We start from the raw sequence: 22,071 nt of genomic DNA on the forward strand, positions 1-22,071 counted from the left end.
GAGAACCCGTACTGGTCCTTGCGGTCCGAACCGTCCCCCGCGACCATCTGCGTGCCGCCCCACAACGCCGTGATCTTGTTGTGGCACGTCCGCTCAGCCGCCCAGAACGCGGCAACCGTCGCCGTGATGTCGTCACGGATCTGGTTGTGCTCGCCGACCTTGTCCTCGTCGTACTCCCACTCGTCGTCGTCCTTCACCGAGCTCACGAACGCCGCCGCGTCCGCCTTCAGCCGCTCCAGCTTCTCCTTCAGCGGCCGCACCTCGCTCGCGTACTCCGACAGAGCCGTGGCGACCTTCTCCAGATCGTCCGCGAACGCGTCCGCCCGCTCCTTCACCGGCTTGGTGGTGGCGAACAACTGCTCCGCCTCCGGCGCCTGGTAGTACGCCGACAGGCCCTGGAACCGGGAGTGGACATCTGCGCCGGCGTCCCGGACGTTGCCCGCGTCCTTCTTCAGGCCCGCGTAGTCCTTCTCCAACTGCTCCAGGTTGCCGGTGAACTGCGGAATCTGATCCGGCTGAATCACGCCTTACCCACCCCGGGCATGTCGATCTTCGGCGCTGCGAGAGTTTTGCGCTGCGCCTCCGCCGCCATCTCCTGATCGCCGTTCAGATAGGCCGTCGTCGCGTCCACCACACCCTGCAACGACTTGCCCGCGCGGGCCGCGACGAACTGCAAGTCCTTCGAGGCCCGCTCGGCATACTGCGACAGCGCCAGGGCGACCAGGCCGCCCTGGGCCTGCTCGCCGCCCCCGCCGCCCTCGGCGGAGATCGTGCCCGCGCTGGACGCGGCCGACGTCAGATGGTCACCGAAGTTCTTTCCGTACGTCTCGAACTTCGACGCCGTCTCACCGGTCGTCTTCAGCACACCCGAAATGCCCTGCGGCTTCAGATCCCAGCCGGTCACAGCCCAACCCCCGTGGTTTGCCTATGAGAACCAGAAAACGTCCGACAGGCTCAGCCGATGCTGTCGACCGCGGCCTTGGCCCGCTGAAGCGTCGACTGCGCCGTGTTGTCGTTCTTCTCCAGCGTCGTCTTCAGCAGGTGAATGATGTTCTTGACCTCCTGCGACGCCTTGTTCCACCGCTGTTCCTTGCCGTGGTACTCATCCGCCACGCCATCAGCCGTGAAGTCCGCCATCGCCGCCTTCACCTGCCGGTCACGCTGACCGATGACCTCCTCCAGACGACCGATCACCGACTGGATGTTGCTCTGCGCGTCAGCCGACGCACCCGTGTCGTACGACCGACGGTCCGCACCCGCACCAGCCATCAGAAAACCCTCCCCCTGCGATCAGCGGAACCGAGCCGCATCGAAGTTCGCCGCAGCCATCTGCTGCCGCGCGTTGTCACCCTGCTCCTGGTCACCCGAGCTGAACGCCCCGTCCATGCCCGCCTGACCACCCAGGATCGCCGACAGCGACCCGTTCAGGTCATTGGCGATCTGGTCGGCCCGCGCCTTGAACTGGTCGAACATCGCCCGGCCCGAACCGTTGAACTTGCCCTCCAGCGGCTGCGCCGCCTGCACCAACTGCCGCACCAGACTGCCCAGGTCGTCCGCCGCGCCGCGCGAGTCACGCTGCAGGGTCGAGAGCGTCTGCGCGCCCATGTCGAACTTCATTCAGAACTCGCCTCCCCCGTTGGGTTCCGTTGGCCAAAGAGTACGCATCCCATCTCTATCAACCGCTCGAACGCTCATGCAATCGAGCATCGGCGGTAGGGACGGAAGCAAGACAAGACGGTGACAAACGTTGTCAGCGGACCGGCGCCGTCGGTCCTTCGCGCCAGATGAGCAGCAGCGCCCGGTCGTCGTTGACGTCCTTGGCGACCGCCTCGATGAGGTGCCAGGCGGCGCCGTGGAAGCCGCCCGCGACGTAGCGGTCGGCCTCGCCGGTGAGGCGGTCGATGCCCTCCACGATGTCGCGGTCGGAGGTCTCCACGAGGCCGTCGGTGAACAGCATCAGGACGTCGCCGGGGCGCAGGCTGCCCTTGACGGAGTCGAACTGGGCGCCGTCGTAGACGCCGAGGAGCGGGCCCTCGGCGGCCTTCTCCTCCCACCGGCCGCTGCCCGCGCTGAGCTGGAGGCCCGGCGGATGGCCCGCGGAGTACAGCTCGTAGTCGCCCGAGTCGAGGTCCAGGACGAGGTGGATGGAGGTCGCGAAGCCCTCGTCCCAGTCCTGGCGCAGCAGATAACCGTTGGCGGCCGGGAGGAAGGCGTGCGGGGGCAGGGAGCCCAGCAGCCCGCCGAAGGCGCCGGACAGCAGCAGGGCGCGGGAGCCCGCGTCCATGCCCTTGCCGGACACGTCGGTGAGGACGACTTCGAGGGTGCGCCCGCCGTTGGTGCGGGCGGCGACGACGAAGTCGCCGGAGAAGGACTGGCCGCCCGCGGGGCGCAGGGCCATCTCGCGGTGCCAGCCCTCGGGGAGTTTGGGGAGTTTGCTCTGGACGCGGATGCGTTCGCGGAGGTCGAACAGCATGGTGCCGCCGCGCCGCCAGGGCACGCCGACCCGGCTGCGGAACTGGGCGAGGAGCAGCCCGAAGAAGCCGCAGGCGGCGACGACCAGGACGACGCCGGGGGTGACCCGGGAGGGGCCCTCGGTGTACGGGCCGAGCCGCACGGACTCCACGATCAGGGCGGTGGCGGCGGCCGCGTACAGGCCGAGCAGGCTGGCGGGGCGCAGCACGAGGCCCCCCGCCACGATCGGCAGGACCAGGGCGGCCGGGGAGACCCAGACGGAGTTGGCGAGTGTGGCCGCCGCGATCACGGGAATGGTGAGGAGGAGTCCGGCGAGCGCGACCCAGTCGGAGCCGTCGCCGCGGAAGTAGTCGACGGCGCTTCTGCGCAGGCCGGTGCGGACCCGGTGCCACTGCTTCTTCCACCGGGCCGTGAACGTGTCGGCGGCGGCGCGCCGTTCCCGTCCTGCTGCCATTAGTTCGGGACCCTACCCATCGGACCAGTCGCCCGGTACGGGAGGCCCTGCTTGTCCCCCGTCCGGGGACCGACTTCACAGTGAACTTCACGGTGAGCCGCCGCGCGGCAACCTGGCAGAAATTCCCTCGCCCGTCCGGCAGGGCCCTGGTACGCATGGTCCATGGGCACTGACATGGACCTGCGGGTGTTGCGGCGGGATGAATGGGACACGTGGTACGAGACCCTGGTGCGCGCCTTCAGCGGGGTCCCGGACGCGCCCGAGGAGCGTGAACTGTGGCGCGGGCTGACCGAGTTCGACCGGTCGCTGGGCGTGTGGGACGGCCCCGAATGCATCGGTACGGCGGGTGCGTTCAGCTTCCGCGTGACGGTGCCCGGCGGTGCCTCGGTGCCGGCGGCGGGCGTGACGATGGTCGGCGTCGCCGGGACGCACCGCAGGCGCGGGGTGCTGACGTCGATGATGCGGCGCCAGCTGGACGACGTCCGCTCCTGGGGCGAGCCGCTCGCGGTGCTGACCGCGTCCGAGCCGGCGATCTACGGCCGGTTCGGGTACGCGGCGGCGACCTTCCAGCGCAACGCGGAGATCGACACGAGCCGGACGGCGCTGGCCGTGCCGCCCGGTACCGACGACGTACGGCTGCGGTACGCGGAGCCGGGTGACGTGCTCGACGCGTGCGAGGCGGTGTACGCGGAGCTGGTGCCGCGGCGGCCGGGGATGACGGCCCGGATGCCGGGCTGGGAGCGGCTCGTTGTGATCGACCCGGAGAGCGACCGGGACGGGGCGTCGGCGCTGCAGTGCGTGGTCGCCGAGCGGGACGGGCGGGTCGTCGGGTACGCGCGGTTCCGGGTGAGGCTGGGCCCGGGGGAGGCCGGGCACGACGGCACGGTGGTGCTCCAGGACCTGGACGCGCTGGACCCGGCGGCGGACGCGGCGCTGTGGCGCTTCCTGTTCGGCATCGACCTGACGTCGACCCTGATCGCGCGGGGGCGCCCGGTCGACGACGCCTGGCAGTACCTGGTGTCCGACATCCGCCGGTGCCGGCCCCGGACGCGGGACCAGATGTACCTGCGCCTGGTCGATGTGAGGGCCGCGCTGGAGGCGCGGACGTATCAGGCGCCGGTGGCCGTGGTGTTCGAGGTGGAGGACGCCTTCTGTCCCTGGAACACCGGGCGTTGGCGGCTCACCGGGGACGCCAAGGGCGCGTCGTGCGAGCGCACGGGGGACGCGGCGGATCTGGCCCTGACCTCGCGGGAGCTGGCCGCCGCGTATCTGGGCGGCGTGAGCCTGACGGCGCTGGGTGCGGCCGGGCGGGTGCGGGAGCTGCGGCGGGGGGCGCTGGCGGAGGCGGCCGTCGGGTTCGGGTCCACCGTGGCGCCCTGGCTGTCGCACGGCTTCTGACAGCGGGCGGGCGCGGCGCCTTCGCCTTCGCGGGCGCCGCGGGCGCCCCGGGCGCCGCATCGGGTCAGGCCGGCTGGCAGCGCGGGCACCAGAAGAGGTTGCGGGCGGCGAGACCGGCGGTGCGGATCTCGCCGCCACAGATGTGGCAGGGCTGATGGGCCCTGCGGTACACGTACACCTCGCCGCCGTGGTCGTCGACGCGCGGCGGGCGGCCCATCGCCTCGGGGGCGTGCTCGGGGCGGACGGTGTCGATGCGGTTGGTGCGCACGCCCTCCCGCATGAGCGTCACCAGGTCGGCCCAGATCGCGTCCCACTCGGCGGGGCGGATGTCCCTGCCCGCGCGGTACGGGTCGATGCCGTGCCGGAACAGCACCTCGGCCCGGTAGACGTTGCCGACTCCGGCGATGACCTTCTGGTCCATGAGCAGCGCGGCGATTGTGGTACGGCTGCGGGAGATCCGCCGGTAGGCGGCGGCCGGGTCGGCGTCGTCGCGCAGCGGGTCGGGGCCGAGGCGGGCGTGTATCGCGGCCTTGCCGGCGTCCGTGATCAGCGCGCAGGTGGTGGGGCCGCGCAGGTCGACGTACGCCGTGCTGTTGGCCAGGCGCAGGCGGACGGTGTCCGTCGGGGCGGGTGCCGGGGCCGGGCCGAAGGTGACCTTGCCGAACAGGCCGAGGTGGATGTGGATCCAGTCGGTGTGCCCGGGGTCGCGGAAGCCGAGGAAGAGGTGTTTGCCGTGGGCGTCGGCGGTGTGCAGGACGGTGCCGTCGAGGAGGGCCGCGGCGTCGCTGAACTTGCCCTGCGGGCTGCTGACGCGCGTGGGCGCTCCGGCGAAGGCGGCGGCGTAGTCCTGGGCCAGCCGGTGAATGGTGTGCCCTTCAGGCACGGGTGGCTCTCCTTGCTTCCGCCCGTGCCCCGCGCGGCTCGGCCGGCCGGGGCACGGACCTGTCCCGGTGCCGTTACTGCTGCGGGTGGTGGGCCGGAATGGGCGGCAGGTCGCCCGTCGTCTCGTACGCGGCCAGCATGTCGATGCGGCGGACGTGGCGCTCGTCGCCGGAGAACGGGGTGGCCAGGAAGGTCTCGACGAACGTCGTCGCCTCGTCCGTCGAGTGCATGCGCGCGCCGACCGCGATGACGTTGGCGTTGTTGTGCTGGCGGCCGAGTTCGGCGGTCTCGGTGCTCCAGGCGAGGGCCGCCCGGACGCCCTTGACCTTGTTCGCGGCGATCTGCTCGCCGTTGCCCGAGCCGCCGATCACGACGCCGAGGGCCTCCGGGTCGGCGGCCGTCTTCTCGGCGGCGCGGAGGCAGAAGGGCGGGTAGTCGTCCTGGGCGTCGTAGATGTGCGGCCCGCAGTCGACGGGCTCGTGACCGGCTGCCTTGAGCCACTCGACGAGGTGGTTCTTGAGTTCGTAGCCGGCATGGTCGGAACCGAGATACACGCGCATGGGACGAGTGTGGCACGCCGGTCCCCGGGCAGCGGCGTCGGGGGCCATCACGAAAAATGTGGGCAACACCACAGAACCAAAGGGAAACCTCCAGTAACAATCTGGATTCGGAGGTTCCCCAAACTTTTGACCTCCGTTTCACTGGACCGGCCCGTACGCCACCCGTACGGGGATCTGCTCGACCCGCGCAAAGGAAACCCCTTGCCATGACGTCCCAGCCGACTACCCCCAAGGCTGAAAACAGCCGCTCAGGCCCCGGTGACCCCGGCAACGGCCTGCAGGCCGGCCTCAAGAACCGCCATCTGTCCATGATCGCCATCGGCGGTGTGATCGGTGCGGGCCTGTTCGTCGGGTCCAGCTCCGGCATCGCCACCGCCGGGCCCGGCATCCTCCTGTCGTACGCCCTCGTCGGCACGCTCGTGGTGCTGGTGATGCGGATGCTCGGCGAGATGTCGGCCGCCAATCCGACCTCCGGCTCCTTCTCCGCGCACGCCGACCGTGCGCTCGGCAGCTGGGCCGGCTTCTCCATCGGCTGGCTCTACTGGTTCTTCTGGGTCGTGGTGCTCGCGGTCGAGGCGACCGCCGGTGCCGTGATCCTGGAGGGCTGGATCCCGGCCGTTCCGCAGTGGGCCTGGGCGCTCATCGTGATGGTGGTGCTGACCGCCACGAACCTGGCCTCGGTCGGCTCCTACGGCGAGTTCGAGTTCTGGTTCGCGGGCATCAAGGTCGTCGCGATCGGCGCGTTCATCGTCATCGGCGGGCTCGCCGTGTTCGGCGTGCTGCCGGGCGTGGACAGCGAGCAGGCGGGCCTGGCCAACCTGACCGGGCACGGCGGCTTCCTGCCGCACGGGCCGGGCGCGATCCTCACCGGTGTGCTGCTCGTCGTGTTCTCCTTCATGGGCAGCGAGATCGCGACGCTGGCGGCGGGCGAGTCGGAGGACCCGCAGCGGGCCGTGACCAAGTCGACCAACAGCATCATCTGGCGTATCGCCGTGTTCTACCTGGGCTCGATCTTCGTCGTCGTGACCCTGCTGCCGTGGAACGACGCGTCGCTCGCCGAGAAGGGCTCCTACGTGGCGGCCCTCGACACGCTCGGCATCGCGCACGCCGGCCAGATCATGAACTTCATCGTGCTGACCTCGGTGCTGTCCTGCCTGAACTCCGGCCTCTACACGGCCTCCCGCATGGCGTTCTCGCTCGGTGAGCGCGGCGACGCGCCGAAGTCGTTCGCGCGGACGACCGAGCGGGGTGTGCCGCGTACGGCGATCATCGCGTCGGTGGTGTTCGGCTTCGTCGCGGTGTTCTTCAACTACAAGTTCCCGGACTCGGTCTTCCTCTTCCTCGTCAACTCCTCCGGCGCGGTCGCGCTGTTCGTGTGGCTGGTGATCTGCTTCTCGCAGCTGCGGATGCGGAAGATCATCCAGGCGGAGGCGCCGGAGAAGCTGGTCGTGCGGATGTGGCTGTACCCGTACCTGACCTGGGCGACGGCCGCGCTGATCGTGTTCGTCCTCGGTTACATGCTGACCGACACCGAGCACGACGGGCGCCGGACGGTGCTGCTGTCGCTGCTGGTCGCGGCGATCGTGCTGGCCATCGCCTTCGTGAAGGAGAAGGTGCGGGGCGGGCGCGCGGCGGGCGAGGCCGTGGTGGCCGAGCCGGCGGGCGACAAGGTCTCGGCGGGCTGACGGGCATTGGTTGGCCTGCGGGCCGCGTTACGCGCGTGAGGGCCGGGAGGGCGTGATGCCGTCCCGGCCCTCACGGGCTTCGAGCCGGTTACCGCTTGTCGACGAGCTTCCAGGCGGTGGGCAGCAGACCCATGGCGAGGGCGGCCTTGAGGGCGTCGCCGATCAGGAACGGCGTCAGGCCGGCCGCGACGGCGGCGGAGGCGGACATGCCGGTGGCCATGCCGAGGTAGGGGACGCCGACGGCGTAGATGATCGCCTCGCCGAGCAGCATCGTGCCGGCCATGCGCAGCACGGAGCGGTCGGCGCCGCGGCGGGCGAGGGCGCCGACGACGGTGGACGCGAGGATCATGCCGAGGATGTAGCCGAAGGACGGGGCCCCGGCGCCCGAGGCGCCGCCCGCGAACCACGGCATGCCCGCCATGCCGGCCAGCGCGTACAGCGCGAGCGACAGGAAGCCGCGCCCGGCGCCGAGGGCGGTGCCGACGAGCAGCGCGGCGAAGGTCTGGCCGGTCACCGGCACCGGGGAGCCGGGCACCGGCACGGCTATCTGGGCGGCGAGCCCGGTGAGCGCGGCGCCGCCGAGCACGAGCGCGGCGTCCCGGACACGGGAGGCGGGGAGCAGGTCGGCGAGGACCTGGCCGACGGGGGTCCCCCCGGGCGAGCGCAGCCGGGAGTGGGGGAGGACGGGGGCGGCAGCCTTGCTCATGGGGTCTCCGCGAGGTGATGGGGGCAGGTCGGGACACGGCGACGCTATCCCAGGGCCGCGCGGTGGATCACCGTCAGCGGTCGACAAAGGAGCGAGCCGGGCCTTGGTGGGCTCCGGACAACGACGGCCGGTCACACGGGCGAGGGCGTGACGCCGGTCACGGAGGCGGGGAGGGCTCGCTCACGCGGGGCGCATGCGGGGCCTCTGTAGGGTTCCGCCAAACGACGATCACCCCGGGCCGTTGCGGGCGGGCGCCGGAGGCCGGTCCGTCCCCGTCTGCCGGGAGGCCTCCGCGTGAGACACGCGGGGGCCTTTTCGTGTGCCCGGGCCGCCCACTCCGCTTTGATGCTGCTAGCGTGCAGTTGCAAGCTCTTTGCAATAAGAGGTCCGGAGGGGAACCCGCCATGCCCGTCTACACGCTTCCTGAACTCCCGTACGACTACTCCGCGCTCGCGCCCGTGATCAGCCCCGAGATCATCGAGCTGCACCACGACAAGCACCACGCGGCCTATGTGAAGGGCGCCAACGACACGCTGGAGCAGCTCGCCGAGGCGCGGGACAGGGAGCAGTGGGGCTCGCTCAACGGGCTGGAGAAGAACCTCGCGTTCCACCTGTCCGGCCACATCCTGCACTCGATCTACTGGCAGAACATGACGGGACCCAAGGACGGCGGCGGTGAGCCGCTGGCCGCCGACGGGGTGGGCGACCTGGCGGACGCCATCGCCGAGTCCTTCGGATCGTTCGGCGCGTTCAAGGCGCAGCTGTCCAAGGCCGCCGCGACCACGCAGGGTTCGGGCTGGGGCGTCCTCGCGTACGAGCCGGTGAGCGGGCGGCTGATCGTGGAGCAGGTCTACGACCACCAGGGCAACGTCGGCCAGGGCTCGGTCCCGATCCTCGTCTTCGACGCCTGGGAGCACGCCTTCTACCTCCAGTACAGGAACCAGAAGGTCGACTTCGTCGAGGCGATGTGGCGGGTCGTGAACTGGCAGGACGTCGCCCGTCGTTTCGAGGCGGCCAGGTCCCGCGCCGACGTGCTGCTGCTGGCTCCCTGAGAGCCGGGTGAAGCGCCCTGCCTCGTGATCGTCTTCTCACCCTTCACGCGGGCAGGCGGAAAGAGGGGAGCCCCCGCGAGGACGTGACTCGCGGGGGCTCCGCCGTGCGGGCCCGGGGGCGCCGGGGCTACGGCTGGGGGGCCGGGCCGGCTCGGCGCAGTTCGCTGAGGGCGGCGTTGCGCAGGCGGGGGAACACGCGGCGGTATTCGCTCAGCGGGATGTGCAGCAGGGAGCACAGCACCAGGCGCAGCAGGGTGTGGTGGGCGACGACCAGCAGGCGCCCACCGGGCTGGCGCGGATCGCCGCCTACGCGGACCGGATCGGGCCGGACAAGTCGTCCCTCGTGCCGGTGGGCGCGGACGGCAGGCTGCGCTCCCCCACGCCGCTGCTGTCCGACGCCCACGCGGTGGGCCTGAAGGCCGGCGCCTGCACCTTCCGCGCCGAGAACCGGCGTCAGAGGTTGCTGAAGTCCGGGCCCTTGGTGCGAGTGCGCTTGATCTCGTAGAAGCCGGGCACGGAGGCGACCATCAGGGTGCCGTCCCACAGCTTGGCGGCCTCCTCGCCCTTGGGCGCCGGGGTGACGACGGGTCCGAAGAAGGCGATCTGCTCGCCGTCGGCGCCGGGGACGGCGATGACGGGCGTGCCGACGTCCTGGCCGACCTTGTCGATGCCCTCCTTGTGGGAGGCGCGCAGCTGCGCCTCGTACGGCGTGGCGTCCCAGTGGTCCAGGAGCGACTCGGGCAGGCCGACGTCCTTCAGGGCCGCGGCGACCGTCTCCTTGCCGGCTCCCTCGTCCTTGTTGTGGAAGCGGGTGCCAAGCGCCGTGTAGAGGTCGCCGAGGACCTCGGGACCGTGCTCCTCCTGGGCGGCGATGACGACGCGGACCGGGCCCCAGGCCTTGGTCTCGAGCAGCTCCCGGTACTCCGCGGGCAGTTCGTCCAGTTTGTCCTCGTTGAGGACGGCGAGGCTCATCAGGTGCCAGCGGACCTCGATGTCGCGGTGCTTCTCCACCTCCAGCACCCAGCGGGAGGTCATCCAGGCCCAGGGGCACAGCGGGTCGAACCAGAAGTCGACGGGCGTCTTGCCGGAGACGGTTTCGGAACCGGGCGCGGAACTGGTCGCGGACATGGCTCTCCTCGGTACGGGATCTTTCCCCGCGCAACGCCGGACGTGCCCCGGCGCATTCCCGGCTGCTGCGCGTCAGGGGCGCATGGCAGGATCGGTGCTGTCCACATCCTGAACACCACCCCGAGGGAGTGCCGCCCGTGCCCGGTGAGAATCTGTCCCGCGACGAGGCCCGGGAGCGGGCCGCCCTGCTGTCCGTCGACGGGTACGACGTGTCCCTCGACGTGCGCTCCGCCGTCGGCGAGGGGGGCGGCGAGCCGCGCACGTTCCGCTCGGTCACCACGCTCCGGTTCCGCTGCGCCGAGCCCGGCGCGTCGAGCTTCGCCGACCTGATCGCGCCGAGCGTGACCGCCGTCTCGCTCAACGGGCGCGACCTCGACCCGAGCGAGGTGTTCGACGGCTCCCGCGTCCTGCTGGAGGACCTGGCCGCCGACAACGAGCTGGTGGTCGACGCCCAGTGCGCCTACTCCCGCACCGGAGAGGGCCTGCACCGCTTCGTCGACCCGGAGGACGGCGAGGTCTACCTCTACACGCAGTACGAGCCGGCCGACTCCCGCCGGGTCTTCGCCAACTTCGAACAGCCCGACCTCAAGGCCCCGTTCCGCTTCGAGGTGCGGGCACCCGAGGGCTGGACGGTGTGGAGCAACGGCGCGGGCGAACTCACCGACGGCGTGTGGCGGTTCGCGGAGACGAAGCCGATCTCGACGTACATCACGTGCGTCGTGGCGGGCCCGTACCACTACGTGACCGACTCCTACGAACGGGTGCTCGCGGACGGCACGCGGCTGGAGATCCCGCTCGGCGCGATGTGCCGCAAGGGCCTGGCGCCGCACTTCGACGCCGACGACGTGTTCCTGGTGACGAAGCAGGGCCTGGACTTCTTCCACGAGCACTTCGACTACCCGTACCCGTTCGGCAAGTACGACCAGGCGTTCGTGCCCGAGTACAACCTCGGCGCGATGGAGAACCCGGGTCTGGTGACCTTCCGGGAGGAGTACATCTTCCGCGGCAAGGTCACGCGGGCCTCCTACGAGGCCCGCGCCAACGTGATCCTGCACGAGATGGCGCACATGTGGTTCGGCGACCTGGTCACCATGGAGTGGTGGGACGACCTGTGGCTGAAGGAGTCCTTCGCCGACTTCATGGGCACCTTCGCCAACGTCGGCGCGACCCGCTTCAAGGACGCCTGGATCACGTTCGCCAACCGGCGCAAGGCCTGGGCGTACCGCGCCGACCAGCTGCCGTCCACGCACCCGATCACGGCCGACATCCGTGACCTGGAGGACGCCAAGCTCAACTTCGACGGCATCACCTACGCCAAGGGCGCCTCGGTGCTCAAGCAGCTCGTGGCGTACGCCGGCCAGGACGCCTTCCTGGAGGGCGCCCGGCGCTACTTCAAGCGGCACGCCTACGGCAACACGCGCCTCGGCGACCTGCTGGCGGTGCTGGAGGAGACCAGCGGCCGGGACATGGCGGCGTGGGCGCGGTCCTGGCTCCAGACGGCCGGGGTCAACTCGCTGACGCCGCAGGTGCTGCTGAGCGCCGACGGCCGGATCGACGAGCTGGCGGTGGTGCAGGAGGCCGCCGAGTCGCACCCCGAGCTGCGCCCGCACCGGGTCGCGGTGGGCCTGTACCGGCGCACGCCCGAGGGCGCCGTGGAGCGGTACGCGCGTGCCGAGGCCGACGTGGACGGCCCGCGCACGGTCGTGGCGGAGCTGGCCGGTGCCGAGGCCCCCGAGCTGGTGCTGGTCAACGACGACGACCTGACGTACTGCAAGAGCCGCTTCGACGAGATGTCGCTGGTGACGCTGCGGGAGCACCTGGGCGCGGTCACCGACCCGCTGGCCCACGCGCTGTGCTGGTCGGCGCTGTGGAACATGACGCGGGACGCGCTGCTGCCCGCGCGGGACTTCGTGGACCTCGTGCTGCGGTTCGCGGGCCGGGAGTCCGACATCGGCGTGCTCCAGATGCTGCACGCCTGGGCCAACACGGCGCTGGTCCACTACGCGGCGCCGCAGTGGCGCGAGACGGGCGGGCGGCTGCTCGCCGAGGGCGCGCTGCGCGAGCTGCGGGCGGCCGGGCCGGGCAGCGAGCAGCAGCTGGCGTGGGCGCGGTTCTTCGCGTCGGTGGCGTCCGGCGAGGGGGATCTGGCGCTGCTGCGGAGCCTGCTGGACGGCACCGAGAAGATCGACGGGCTGGACGTGGACCAGGAGCTGCGCTGGGCGTTCCTGGAGCCGCTGGCCGCGCACGGCGCCGCGGACGAGCGGATGCTCGCCGGGGAACTCGCCCGGGACGACACCGCGTCCGGCAAGCGCCACCAGGTCCGCTGCCTGGCCGCCCGTCCGTCGGCGGCGGTGAAGGCGCAGGCGTGGGCGCAGGTCGTCGAGTCGGACGCGCTGTCCAACGCGCTGGTGGAGGCGACCATCGCGGGATTCGCGCAGTCCTCGCAGCGCGAGCTGCTCGCGCCGTACGCGCAGAAGTACTTCGCGGTGATCGAGCGGGTGTGGGCCGAGCGGTCGATCCAGATCGGCATGGACGTGGTGCGGGGCCTGTTCCCGTCCCTTCAGGACTCGCAGGGCACGCTGGACGCGACGGACGCCTGGCTGGCCGCCCACGAGGACGCGGCGCCGGCACTGCGCCGGCTGGTGCTGGAGGCACGGGACGACCTGGCGCGGGCGCTGCGCGCGCAGGCCTGCGACGCCGGGTGACCGTTACGGAACACGGATGACCGGCGCCGTGACCCCTGGTCCTTTCCCGAAGGGACCAGGGGTTTTCGGCATCCGAACACCCGTCCTTTAGTTCAGGCTTGTCCGGATTTGCCGACAAGCGTGTAACAGCGGTTACCAGAGGGACCGGACGCGGGAAGTTCCGGACCATGAACAACACCCCCCTCTCCCCCCGCTCCCTCCCCCAGCCGGCCGACGTCCGCCGCCGCGTCCTGACGGCCGCGCAGTTGCGCGCGCAGGGCGTGCCCGCCGCCGAGACGAACGAGCGGTGTCGGCCGGGCGGAACCTGGCAGCAGATCCTGCCCGGTGTCGTCCTGCTCCACCCGGGCCCGCCGACGAGCGAGGAGCGGCTGCACGCGGTGCTGCGGTACGCGGCGCGGGAGCGGACCGCCCGGGTGCCGTCGCAGAGCGCCGCGGACGGGCCTGCCGACCCCGCGCCCCCGGAGGCGATGATCACCGGTCTGGCCGCGCTGACCCTGCACGGCTTCGCGGCCACTCCCCCGCTGGCGGCGCTGGACACGATCGACGTCCTGGTCCCGCGGCTGCGCCGACTGCGCTCGGCCGGCTGCGCCCGCGTCGTACGCGCGGCGACTCTGCCGGTGCCGCAGCAGGTCATGGGCCTGCCGGTGGCGCCGGTACCGCGGGCGCTGGCGGACGCGGTGGCGGAATCGGCGGACGCGGCCACGGTGCGCCGCCTGCTGACGGAGGCGGTCCGCGGCGGTCACTGCGAACCGGCCGCGGTGGTGCGGGAGCTGACCCGGGCGCGGCTGTTGAACCGGCCGCACGTGGTGGACGCGGTGGACTCGCTGCTCGCGGAGGGCCGGGCCGTCGCGGAGGACCGGATGTACGCCATGGTGCGGGAGTACGGCCTCCCCGACCCGGTGTGGAACGTCGACCTGCGGCTGCCCGGCGGCCCCCACCTGGGCGGCGTCGACGCCTACTGGCCGGAGCAGGCGGTGGCGCTGGAGCTGGACACCCGGGCGCCCCGGCCGGACGGCGACCCGCGGGAGTCGGAGCACGCCCGCAAGCGGGAGCACCTGGAGCGGCTCGGCATCACGGTCGTCCGGGTGATGCCGAGGATGCTGCGGGACGCCCGGGACCAGTTGGCGGTGGTGGTCCGTACGGCGCTGATGGCGGCGGCGGACCGGGAACCGGCGGCGTATGTCGTGGTGCTGCCCCGGTAGGACGGCCGGGGCAGGCACGGGGAGGGGCGGCCGGCGGCGTGCCGGCCGCCCCTCCCGCGTGAGCTGCCGCTCAGCCCTTCTTCAGCAGCAGTTCCGTGTTGCGGTCGCCCGGTGCGCCGGCCAGGTTCGGGCGGGCACCCGGGGCGTTGAGGGACAGCTCCCGGTAGAGGGAGGCCAGGCCCGTCTGGGAGAGGTCGGCGAAGTCCGTGCGGTGCGGCGCCGAGGACTCCACGAGCGTGGTGAACAGCGACAGCGTGCCGTCCTTGTTGTCCACCAGCTCGATCACCCGGGCCAGTTGCGGGTGATCGACGTGGGAGGCGGTGGAGATCTCCCAGAAGGAGTGGCCCCCGGGGCCGGCGTGGGCGGTGATCTCGTTGCGGTGGATGTGGCCGTTCACCCAGGCCAGCACGTTGCGGTGGCGGCCGAGCACGTCGAGGACGTCGGCGCCGTCGCGGCGGGCCTCGTCGGGCCGGGCCGGGTCCGGACGGGCGTTGTCCATCGACTCGCTCGTGTGGTGGCTGAAGACCACCGCGTACGCGTCCTTGTTGTCGCGCAGGGTCCGGTCCAGCCAGCGCAGCTGTGCCGCGCCGATCGAGCCCTCGTAGTGGCCGCCGGGATCCGTCGTGTCGAGGCTGATGCCGATGACGTCGTCGGCGATGCGGAAGGCGTAGTACTGGGTGCCCGCCTCCAGGTTGGCCGTGGAGTAGCCGTGGCCGACCGGGCCGGGGCCCTGGAACGCCGGGTCCAGGTGGGCCTTGAGGTAGTCGGCCGGGGTGAAGGGGGCGCGCCGCTCGTCCGGGGTGACCGGGCGCATGGCGCGGGCGTGCGCCTTCAGGAACTCGCGGAACTGGACGCCCTCGGGGTCCTTCGCCTTCCTGATGGCGCGCTGGAGCTTCTTCGCCTCGGCGGCGGGGACGCCCATCAGCTTCCTGCCGCCGACGGCGAGGCCGGTGAGGTGCGTGTCGCCGTGCGAGGCGTAGCAGCCGAGCGGCATCGCGTCGTGGTTGCCGACGGTCGAGTACCAGGGCAGGTTGAGGCCGGGGCTGCGCACCTCGCGGATCGCGGCGGCCAGGAAGCCCTCCAGGTGCGGGAAGCCGAGCCGCTTGTCGGCGTCGCGGGTGGCCGTGTCCGGCTGCCAGTACTGCTTGAGGCCACTGCTCTGGACGCCCTCGTAGTGGCGCGGGTCGCCGGTGTTGGGCGTGATGCGCCCGCCGCTCATGACGGTCAGGAACCACTCCAGCTCGGAGCGGGCGTTGTTGTCGGTGTTGTCGCCGGTGGTCATCGCGAAGTGCAGCGGGGCGCCGGTGACGGGCGCGCCGCGCAGCGCGTTGATCCGCTCCACCAGGGAGATCGCGCCGTGCACGGTCAGCGCCTCCTGCGGCCGCCAGGCGTGCACGTCGGCCGAGCGGAGGTATTCGAGGCGCAGCGGGTGCTGGGTGTCGATGATGTGCAGGTCGGTGAGGTGCACGAAGGCGGCGAGCGGGGTGCGGCGGGCGGCCCGGCCGGACCGGGCGTCGGCCAGCTCGGTGCGCACGACGCGCTGCCAGCCGGGCCCGTCGCCCAGTCGCCGGTAGCCCGAGCTGCCGCGCGGGGCGGCGACCTCGGCGAGGGTGGTGCCCCGGGTGTACGGGGCGAGCGGCGCGGCGGGGGCCTCGCGGGAGGAGGCGAGGGCGGTCCCGGTGGTCGCGCCGGAGGTGGTGGCGGCGCTGCCTTCGGCGGGACGGGCGGCGTAGCCGATACCGGCGGCCAGGGCGACCGCTCCGGTGGCGGCGAGGAAGGAGCGGCGGTGGACCCCGAGGGCGGAGCCGGCGACAGAGCGTGTGCGCGACATGGCGCTTGTCTCCCCGAGTGCGAACGCGTCGGCAGTGGGCGCGGGGCGCTCGCTGCCGAACGTCCCGCTCTCACTGGATGGTTGGCACCGGGGGTGGCCTGCGCGTGAACGCGGTGGCAACGCGCAACGCCGATCGCCGTACGTGGATCTTGGCCCACCCCGCCCGTCCACGACCGCTCCTCGGACGGCCGGGAAGCGGTCACTCAGTGTTCATCCGGTGGGGCGGGAGACCGGTTCCCCGGGGGTCGGGTGGGGTGCCGTGGGAGTGCCACGGCACCGGCCCGCTTCCCGGGGCGCGGACCGGGCGCAGACCGGCGCGCGGGCCGGGGCGCGGGCCCTCCGCGGCTCCGTGGCCATCCGTCGGCCGCGGCCCGCCCCGTCCACGGCGTACGCCGCCACCCGCAACGTCCGTCGCACGCAGGGACGTCAACCCACGAGCGCGGGATTGGCAGGCGAGTACTCGGGCGGGGACCAGCGCAGCGGGATCGCCGCAGGGGTCTCGACGGCCTCGGTGAGCGTGAAGCGGACCCGGCGTTCGCCGCCGTCGGTGAACTCCGTGCGGGCCTCGCCGGTGAGCTGGAGGGTCGTGCCGGTCTCCCAGTCGATCAGGAGCAGCCCGGCCCGCGGGTCGGTGGCCAGGTTGCCGAGGGTGAGGAACATGGCGTTGCCGGGATAGTCGGGCCAGCTCAGCTCGCGCGGCGAGTCGGCCCGCAGGAAGCCGGGGTTGCCGCCGCGGTGGCTGGCGTCGGCGCCGGTGCCGTGCACGGTGGCGACGAAGAAGGTGTCGGCCGCCCGTACGAAGGCCTGCTGGGCGGGCGTCAGGGCGGTGCCGTGCCGTGGGCTTTCCGGGGTGCGGCCGTCGACGGTCTCGTACCGCTCCCTCTTCTGGAGGTACTTGGGGCAGTTGGCGAACACCCGCTCGGCGTCGACGGCGAAGCCGCGCTCCGTGGGCCGCAGCCGGCCGTTGAGGCGCATGCGGCGCCGGGTGCGCGGGTCGAGGGCGATGGTGCCGACGGGGGTGCCGGGGGTGGTGAGCGCCGTCGCGAGCGGGACGGTCGGGGAAGTCCCGCCCGCGACGGCGATCCGGCGCGGTCCGGTCGCGCGCACGAAACCCGGGGTGCCCGTGAGCGGGACGGCCCACACCCGGCCCGTCCCCGGGTCGGCGGCGCCGAGCACCAGCAGCGGCTGGAGTTCCAGGAAGGCCGCGGCGACCGGTTTGATGCCCTCCCCGACGGACCGGCCGACGTGGTCGGCGAGCTGCCGCACTCCGGCCCGGTCCTGCACGGCGCGCGAGCCGGCGTGATAGACGGTCATGTCCCGCGCCGCCTAGAAGAAGCCGCAGGTCGGTGCGGACGCGTGCGGGGCGGGCGCGTCCTCGGCGCCGGTGGGGGCGAAGATCTCCAGCCGGGTGCCGTCGGGGTCGTGGAAGAAGATGCCGCCGGAGGCCACGCCCTCGCCGTGGGCGACGACGCCGTCGTGGGCGAAGTCCACCCCGTACGCGCGCAGCGCCGTCTCGTACTCCCTGACCCGCTCGGGCGATCCCGCGTCGAAGGCGAGGTGGTGCAGCCCGGCGCGGCCGGCGTCGTAGGCCTGCCCGGCCTGCTGCCACAGCGTGAGGACGAGGGCCTCGCCGTCGCCGAGGAACGCGTACCGCCTGCCGTCCTCCTTGCCCTCGGCGAGCAGGGCGAAGCCGAGGACGTCGCGGTAGAAGGCGAGCGAGCGCTCGATGTCGGTGACGTTGAGGCCGATGTGGCCGGTGCGCAGGGTCATGAGGTGCCCTTCGATCGATCTAACCTGTGTAAGTGAGATTAGAGGTTAGATATGAGCGCGTCAACCGGTCACGTAGTCTTGAGCGGTTAGCGTGAAAGGAGCCCGCCCATGCCCGCCGCCCGCGATCCCCGACCCCTCACCGGTGAGCCGCTCTCGCTCGACCTGCTCAACACGCGGTGGGTGCAGGACGGCGCCGAGCGGGATCTGCTCGCGGACACCGACGGGCTGGCGGTGTGGCTCGCCGCCCACGGGCTCGACGGCCGGTTCACCGCCGACGCGGCCACCCTGCGGCACGCCCTCCAGGCACGGGACGCGCTGAAGGCCGCGGTGGACGAGTCGCCGGAGGAGGGCGCGGCGCGCGTCGACGCCGTCCTCGCGCACGGCCGCATCCGGGCCACCCTCACCGCCGAAGGCCCCGGCGAACTGTTCGAGTTCGCGGACGGCTCCTGGGGTCCGGCCTGGCTCGCCGCGCGGAACTACCTGGAGCTGCTGGCCACCGCGCCCGACCGGATCAGGGCCTGCGCCCACGAGGCCTGCGTCCTGCACTTCTTCGACACGTCGCGCAACGGCACCCGCCGCTGGTGCTCCATGGCCGTCTGCGGCAACCGCGCCAAGGCCTCCCGCCACTACGCGCGCACCAAGGACGCCTGACAAAGGGCCGCCACCCTGGGCCCGTGGGCGGTTTGGCCGCAATACCTCCGGTCGACTTGCACCCTTTTGCGGCTCATCTCCGTTACGTCCGCCGGGGGTTTTCCCCATGCGTTCATTTCGATTCGGTCAACTCTTCCCAAACGTCCTTCCGTTGCATAAGGCTGAGCGGTCGTCCGGGGTCGCATTCCGGACCGCCGCGGCCGAGGCCGATCGGCCTTGATCGCCAACCGCTCGTTCCTTTACCAACAAGGGATGCCGATGACCTTCACCCCTGACCGCGCTCCGACATCGGGCGCGAGACGTGTGGCCCGGATAGCCGTGGCCGCGGGTCTGGTGGCCGCGCTGTCCGCAGCCGGTCCCATCCCCATGGCCTTCTCCGCCGACGAGCCGGCCCCGACCGCGGACGGCACCGTCAAGTCCGCGCCGGACAAGCTCGGTTCCGCCGACGCGGACCTGCTCGCCGAGGCCAAGGCCGACGGCGAGAAGACCATCACCATGATGATCGCCACCGCGCCCGGCCAGACCGAGAAGGTCGCCGCGCAGCTCGACGCGGTCGAGGGCGGCATCGTGGGCCGCAGCCACGACAAGCTCGGCTACGTCCGCGCCACCGTCCCCACCGCGAAGGCGGATTCGGCCATCGCCGCCGCCGCCAAGCTCTCCTCCGTGCACGGCATCGACCTGCGCGAGGAGATCCCGCTGCCCGACCCGACCCCGGCCGCGGACCGCGCCAAGGGCGCCTCCACCGGGACCACGGGCAGCTACCCCGCCCCGGGCAGGAACACCCCGGCCGAGAACCCGTACAACCCGTCCTTCGAGACCGGCGCCGTCGACTTCGTCGAGGACCACCCGAAGGCGGACGGCCGCGGCATCACCATCGGCATCCTCGACTCCGGCGTCGACCTCGGCCACCCCGCGCTGCAGAAGACCACCACCGGCGAGCGCAAGATCGTCGACTGGGTCACCGCGACCGACCCGGTCCGCGACGGCGACGGCACCTGGCGGCGGATGACCACCTCGGTCAGCGGCCCGACGTTCTCGATCACCACGTCCAGCACGGGCACCGAGACGTTCAAGGCCCACGAGGGCGCCTACAAGTTCAACTACTTCGCCGAGTCGGCCACCACCGGTGGCGACATGGCCGGCGACCTCAACCGCGACGGCGACACCACGGACGTCTGGGGCGTGCTCTACGACGCCGCCGCCGGCACCGCCCGCGTCGACCTGAACGACAACCTCGACTTCACCGACGACACCGCGATGAAGCCGTACAGGGACGGCTTCCAGATCGGCTACTTCGGCACGGACGACCCGGCGACCGAGATCGCCGAGCGCATCCCGTTCGTGGTGGAGATCCGCAAGGACGTCGTCTACAACGCCGCCGGCGCCAAGGCCGACTACGTCAGCATCGGCGTCATCGAGGGCTCGCACGGCACGCACGTCGCCGGCATCACCGCCGCCAACGGCCTGTTCGGCGGCGAGATGAACGGCGCCGCCCCCGGCGCCAAGCTGGTCTCCTCGCGCGCCTGCACCTGGAGCGGCGGCTGCACCAACGTCGCGCTCTTCGAGGGCATGACCGACCTCGTCGTCAACCGGGGCGTCGACATCGTCAACATGTCGATCGGCGGCCTGCCCGCGCTGAACGACGGCAACAACGCCCGCGCCACGCTCTACACGCGCCTCATCGACGAGTACGGCGTGCAGCTGGTCATCTCGGCCGGCAACTCCGGCCCCGGCGCCAACACCATCGGGGACCCGTCGCTGGCCGACAAGGTCATCTCCGTCGGCGCGTCCATCTCCAAGGAGACGTGGGCCGCCAACTACGGCTCCGTCGTGGAGAAGCCGTACGCGATGATGCCGTTCTCCTCGCGCGGCCCGCGTGAGGACGGCGGCTTCACGCCGACGCTGACCGCGCCCGGCGCCGCCATCAACACCACGCAGACCTGGTCGCCCGGCGGCCCGGTCGCCGAGGCGGGCTACTCCCTGCCGCCCGGCTACTCGATGCTCCAGGGCACCTCGATGGCCTCCCCGCAGGCCGCGGGCGCCTCGGCGCTGCTGCTGAGCGCCGCGAAGCAGAAGGGCATCGCCCTGACGCCCGCGAAGCTGCGCACCGCGCTGACCTCGACCGCCGACCACATCCGTGGCGTCCAGGCGTACGAGGAGGGTGCCGGCCTCGTCAACATCAATGACGCCTGGGACGCGATCCGCGACGGCGCCACCGCCCACGAGTACACGGTGAAGGCGCCGGTCGACACCGCGATCGACCAGTTCCTGAAGACGCCGGGTCACGGCACGGGCCTGTACGACCGCGAGGGCGGCCTGAAGGCCGGCCAGAAGAAGACGTACGAGATCACCCTGACCCGTACGTCCGGCGCCGACCGGGCGATCCGGCACGAGCTGCACTTCGAGAACAACGCCGGTGACACCTTCCGGATCGTCGGCTCCGACGAGGTCAGCCTGCCGCTGAACCAGCCGGTCACCGTCAAGGTGCAGGCCGCGCCGCGCTCCGGCGGCCTCAAGAGCGCCATCCTGGAGGTGGACGACCCGCGCACCGAGGGCATCGACCGGCAGGTCCTGACGACGGTCGTCGTCGCGGCGCCGCTCGACTACACCTTCGCCGCGTCGGGTTCGGTGCAGCGCAACAGCCACACGTCGTACTTCGTGACCGTCCCCGAGGGCGCCAAGACCCTCGAGGTCGCGCTCGGCGGGCTGAAGGACAAGAGCCAGACCCGGTTCATCTCCATCCACCCGTACGGCGTCCCGTCCGACCCGACGTCGACGATCAACTGCTACCCGAACTACACCAACCCGGCCAGCACCTGCCGGCCGGACCTGCGGTCGTACGCCGACCCGCAGCCGGGCGTGTGGGAGATCGAGGTCGAGTCGCGCCGCACGTCGCCGCTGCTCGACAACCCGTACAAGCTGGACGTCGCCGTCCTCGGCGCGTCCTTCGACCCGGAGACGGTCACCGTCCCCGAGGCCAAGGTCGGCACCCCGGTCGCCGCGTCCTGGAAGGTGACGAACAGGTTCGCCGCCCTCGACGGCCGGCTCACCGGCGGTCCGCTCGGCTCCGCCAAGTCGGCCCGCCCGGTCATCAAGCCGGGCGAGACGCACACCACCACGGTCGAGGTGCCCGCGGGCGCCGATTCCCTGGACGTCGTGATCGGCGGCGTCTCCGACACGGCCGCCGACCTGGACCTGGCCGTGTACGACAAGAACGGCACCGAGGTCGGCAGCTCCGCCGACGGCGACTCGGAGGAGGCCGTCTCCGTCAGGAAGCCGGCCGCCGGCACGTACCGGATCGAGGTCTACGGCTACGCGGTGCCCGCCGGCACCACGGAGTACAACTACCGGGACGTGTTCTTCGCCGCGTCGCTCGGCAGCGTCTCCGTCGGCGACACCGCGCCGGTCAGGCTCGGCACCGGCGAGTCGGCCACGGCCTCCGCGAACGTCACCGCCGCGTCGGCCGCACCCGAGGGACGCGAGTTCTTCGGACGGGTCCAGCTCGTCAACGCGCGCGGCACGGTCGCGGGCTCGGGCAGCGTGGTCATCGAGAAGGTCACGCCGTAACACCGCTC

Annotated in this window: 18 protein-coding genes and 3 pseudogenes; 8 read left to right on the forward strand and 13 right to left on the reverse strand. The window is 72.0% G+C overall.

Translation table 11 applies throughout. The features are described 5' to 3' along the window. The 5 genes and pseudogenes from AB0M97_RS18740 to AB0M97_RS18760 form a co-directional block, all read right to left on the reverse strand. Positions 1-524, reverse strand: a pseudogene (locus tag AB0M97_RS18740) (hypothetical protein); the annotation flags it as partial. Continuing rightward, on the reverse strand, positions 521-904 hold the full coding sequence (locus AB0M97_RS18745) for a DUF6507 family protein (RefSeq protein WP_365961989.1): 384 nt from the start codon (positions 902-904) through the stop codon (positions 521-523). The gene AB0M97_RS18745 and the pseudogene AB0M97_RS18740, both read right to left, overlap by 4 nt. Positions 905-954: 50 nt before the next feature. After that, positions 955-1,269, reverse strand: coding sequence for a pore-forming ESAT-6 family protein (locus tag AB0M97_RS18750; protein WP_365961990.1), 315 nt, complete (start codon positions 1,267-1,269; stop codon positions 955-957). A 21-nt stretch (positions 1,270-1,290) separates the two neighbouring features. Then, on the reverse strand, positions 1,291-1,617 hold the full coding sequence (locus tag AB0M97_RS18755; protein WP_365961991.1) for a hypothetical protein: 327 nt from the start codon (positions 1,615-1,617) through the stop codon (positions 1,291-1,293). A 133-nt stretch (positions 1,618-1,750) separates the two neighbouring features. Then, entirely contained in the window at positions 1,751-2,926 is a 1,176-nt protein-coding gene (locus AB0M97_RS18760; protein WP_365961992.1) for a PP2C family protein-serine/threonine phosphatase, read from the reverse strand. 162 nt (positions 2,927-3,088) lie between these two features. On the opposite strand from AB0M97_RS18760, the gene AB0M97_RS18765 reads away from it, so the two are divergent. Next, on the forward strand, positions 3,089-4,324 hold the full coding sequence (locus AB0M97_RS18765) for a GNAT family N-acetyltransferase (protein ID WP_365961993.1): 1,236 nt from the start codon (positions 3,089-3,091) through the stop codon (positions 4,322-4,324). A 64-nt stretch (positions 4,325-4,388) separates the two neighbouring features. On the opposite strand, the gene AB0M97_RS18770 is transcribed toward AB0M97_RS18765, so the two are convergent. Further along, positions 4,389-5,207: a DNA-formamidopyrimidine glycosylase family protein gene (locus AB0M97_RS18770; protein WP_365961994.1), complete on the reverse strand. Its 819-nt coding sequence runs from the start codon at positions 5,205-5,207 to the stop codon at positions 4,389-4,391. Between the two features lie 73 nt (positions 5,208-5,280). Continuing rightward, positions 5,281-5,766, reverse strand: coding sequence for a ribose-5-phosphate isomerase (locus AB0M97_RS18775; RefSeq protein ID WP_365961995.1), 486 nt, complete (start codon positions 5,764-5,766; stop codon positions 5,281-5,283). 206 nt (positions 5,767-5,972) lie between these two features. On the opposite strand from AB0M97_RS18775, the gene AB0M97_RS18780 reads away from it, so the two are divergent. Continuing rightward, positions 5,973-7,451 carry an amino acid permease gene (locus AB0M97_RS18780; protein ID WP_365961996.1) on the forward strand — a complete coding sequence of 493 codons (1,479 nt, stop codon included), beginning with the start codon at positions 5,973-5,975 and terminating at the stop codon, positions 7,449-7,451. Between the two features lie 88 nt (positions 7,452-7,539). Here the strand turns inward: AB0M97_RS18780 and AB0M97_RS18785 are convergent, their stop codons facing one another. Next, positions 7,540-8,157: a biotin transporter BioY gene (locus AB0M97_RS18785; protein WP_365961998.1), complete on the reverse strand. Its 618-nt coding sequence runs from the start codon at positions 8,155-8,157 to the stop codon at positions 7,540-7,542. Positions 8,158-8,561: 404 nt separating this feature from the next. Between AB0M97_RS18785 and AB0M97_RS18790 the strand changes: the two genes are divergently transcribed. Next, positions 8,562-9,209, forward strand: a complete 648-nt coding sequence (locus AB0M97_RS18790; protein WP_365961999.1) for a superoxide dismutase — start codon at positions 8,562-8,564, stop codon at positions 9,207-9,209. Between the two features lie 127 nt (positions 9,210-9,336). On the opposite strand, the pseudogene AB0M97_RS18795 reads toward AB0M97_RS18790, so the two are convergent. Then, a pseudogene (locus tag AB0M97_RS18795) lies at positions 9,337-9,498 on the reverse strand (histidine phosphatase family protein); the annotation flags it as partial. Between AB0M97_RS18795 and AB0M97_RS18800 the strand changes: the two are divergent. Continuing rightward, positions 9,490-9,657 (forward strand): annotated as a pseudogene (locus AB0M97_RS18800) (glycerophosphodiester phosphodiesterase); the annotation flags it as partial. The pseudogenes AB0M97_RS18795 and AB0M97_RS18800 sit on opposite strands and share 9 nt — an antisense overlap. A gap of 5 nt (positions 9,658-9,662) precedes the next feature. Here AB0M97_RS18800 and AB0M97_RS18805 read toward each other — a convergent pair. Beyond that, positions 9,663-10,337 (reverse strand): DsbA family protein, encoded by a 675-nt coding sequence (locus tag AB0M97_RS18805; protein WP_365962000.1) that lies wholly within the window; start codon positions 10,335-10,337, stop codon positions 9,663-9,665. Between the two features lie 137 nt (positions 10,338-10,474). Here AB0M97_RS18805 and pepN point away from each other — a divergent pair, with 137 nt between their 5' ends. After that, positions 10,475-13,042 carry an aminopeptidase N gene (gene pepN, locus AB0M97_RS18810; protein WP_365962001.1) on the forward strand — a complete coding sequence of 856 codons (2,568 nt, stop codon included), beginning with the start codon at positions 10,475-10,477 and terminating at the stop codon, positions 13,040-13,042. Positions 13,043-13,209: 167 nt separating this feature from the next. Next, complete coding sequence (locus tag AB0M97_RS18815) at positions 13,210-14,244, forward strand: hypothetical protein (RefSeq protein WP_365962002.1); 1,035 nt, start codon at positions 13,210-13,212, stop codon at positions 14,242-14,244. 70 nt (positions 14,245-14,314) lie between these two features. Here the strand turns inward: AB0M97_RS18815 and AB0M97_RS18820 are convergent, their stop codons facing one another. The 3 genes from AB0M97_RS18820 to AB0M97_RS18830 form a co-directional block, all read right to left on the reverse strand. Then, positions 14,315-16,075 (reverse strand): TIGR03767 family metallophosphoesterase, encoded by a 1,761-nt coding sequence (locus AB0M97_RS18820; RefSeq protein ID WP_365962003.1) that lies wholly within the window; start codon positions 16,073-16,075, stop codon positions 14,315-14,317. 426 nt (positions 16,076-16,501) lie between these two features. Continuing rightward, the gene (locus AB0M97_RS18825; RefSeq protein ID WP_365962004.1) at positions 16,502-17,389 is read right to left on the reverse strand and encodes a pyridoxamine 5'-phosphate oxidase family protein; all 888 of its coding nucleotides are present in this window, start codon (positions 17,387-17,389) and stop codon (positions 16,502-16,504) included. 12 nt (positions 17,390-17,401) lie between these two features. After that, the gene (locus AB0M97_RS18830) at positions 17,402-17,845 is read right to left on the reverse strand and encodes a VOC family protein (protein ID WP_365962005.1); all 444 of its coding nucleotides are present in this window, start codon (positions 17,843-17,845) and stop codon (positions 17,402-17,404) included. Between the two features lie 108 nt (positions 17,846-17,953). Between AB0M97_RS18830 and AB0M97_RS18835 the strand changes: the two genes are divergently transcribed. Both AB0M97_RS18835 and AB0M97_RS18840 read left to right on the forward strand, forming a co-directional pair. Further along, positions 17,954-18,496: a CGNR zinc finger domain-containing protein gene (locus tag AB0M97_RS18835; RefSeq protein WP_365962006.1), complete on the forward strand. Its 543-nt coding sequence runs from the start codon at positions 17,954-17,956 to the stop codon at positions 18,494-18,496. A gap of 258 nt (positions 18,497-18,754) precedes the next feature. Then, complete coding sequence (locus tag AB0M97_RS18840) at positions 18,755-22,063, forward strand: S8 family serine peptidase (protein WP_365962007.1); 3,309 nt, start codon at positions 18,755-18,757, stop codon at positions 22,061-22,063. Positions 22,064-22,071 lie beyond the last annotated feature (8 nt).

The sequence above is a fragment of the Streptomyces sp. NPDC051207 genome, assembly GCF_040682395.1.
Taxonomy (GTDB): Bacteria; Actinomycetota; Actinomycetes; order Streptomycetales; family Streptomycetaceae; genus Streptomyces.

Bases quoted from the DNA above. Each gene is read 5' to 3' on its own strand.
- AB0M97_RS18750 (WP_365961990.1), bottom strand. From the start codon at position 1,269: ATGGCTGGTGCGGGTGCGGACCGTCGGTCGTACGACACGGGTGCGTCG.
- AB0M97_RS18755 (WP_365961991.1), bottom strand. From the start codon at position 1,617: ATGAAGTTCGACATGGGCGCGCAGACGCTCTCGACCCTGCAGCGTGAC.
- AB0M97_RS18760 (WP_365961992.1), bottom strand. From the start codon at position 2,926: ATGGCAGCAGGACGGGAACGGCGCGCCGCCGCCGACACGTTCACGGCC.
- AB0M97_RS18765 (WP_365961993.1), top strand. From the start codon at position 3,089: ATGGGCACTGACATGGACCTGCGGGTGTTGCGGCGGGATGAATGGGAC.
- AB0M97_RS18775 (WP_365961995.1), bottom strand. From the start codon at position 5,766: ATGCGCGTGTATCTCGGTTCCGACCATGCCGGCTACGAACTCAAGAAC.
- AB0M97_RS18780 (WP_365961996.1), top strand. From the start codon at position 5,973: ATGACGTCCCAGCCGACTACCCCCAAGGCTGAAAACAGCCGCTCAGGC.
- AB0M97_RS18785 (WP_365961998.1), bottom strand. From the start codon at position 8,157: ATGAGCAAGGCTGCCGCCCCCGTCCTCCCCCACTCCCGGCTGCGCTCG.
- AB0M97_RS18790 (WP_365961999.1), top strand. From the start codon at position 8,562: ATGCCCGTCTACACGCTTCCTGAACTCCCGTACGACTACTCCGCGCTC.
- AB0M97_RS18805 (WP_365962000.1), bottom strand. From the start codon at position 10,337: ATGTCCGCGACCAGTTCCGCGCCCGGTTCCGAAACCGTCTCCGGCAAG.
- AB0M97_RS18815 (WP_365962002.1), top strand. From the start codon at position 13,210: ATGAACAACACCCCCCTCTCCCCCCGCTCCCTCCCCCAGCCGGCCGAC.
- AB0M97_RS18820 (WP_365962003.1), bottom strand. From the start codon at position 16,075: ATGTCGCGCACACGCTCTGTCGCCGGCTCCGCCCTCGGGGTCCACCGC.
- AB0M97_RS18825 (WP_365962004.1), bottom strand. From the start codon at position 17,389: ATGACCGTCTATCACGCCGGCTCGCGCGCCGTGCAGGACCGGGCCGGA.
- AB0M97_RS18830 (WP_365962005.1), bottom strand. From the start codon at position 17,845: ATGACCCTGCGCACCGGCCACATCGGCCTCAACGTCACCGACATCGAG.
- AB0M97_RS18835 (WP_365962006.1), top strand. From the start codon at position 17,954: ATGCCCGCCGCCCGCGATCCCCGACCCCTCACCGGTGAGCCGCTCTCG.
- AB0M97_RS18840 (WP_365962007.1), top strand. From the start codon at position 18,755: ATGACCTTCACCCCTGACCGCGCTCCGACATCGGGCGCGAGACGTGTG.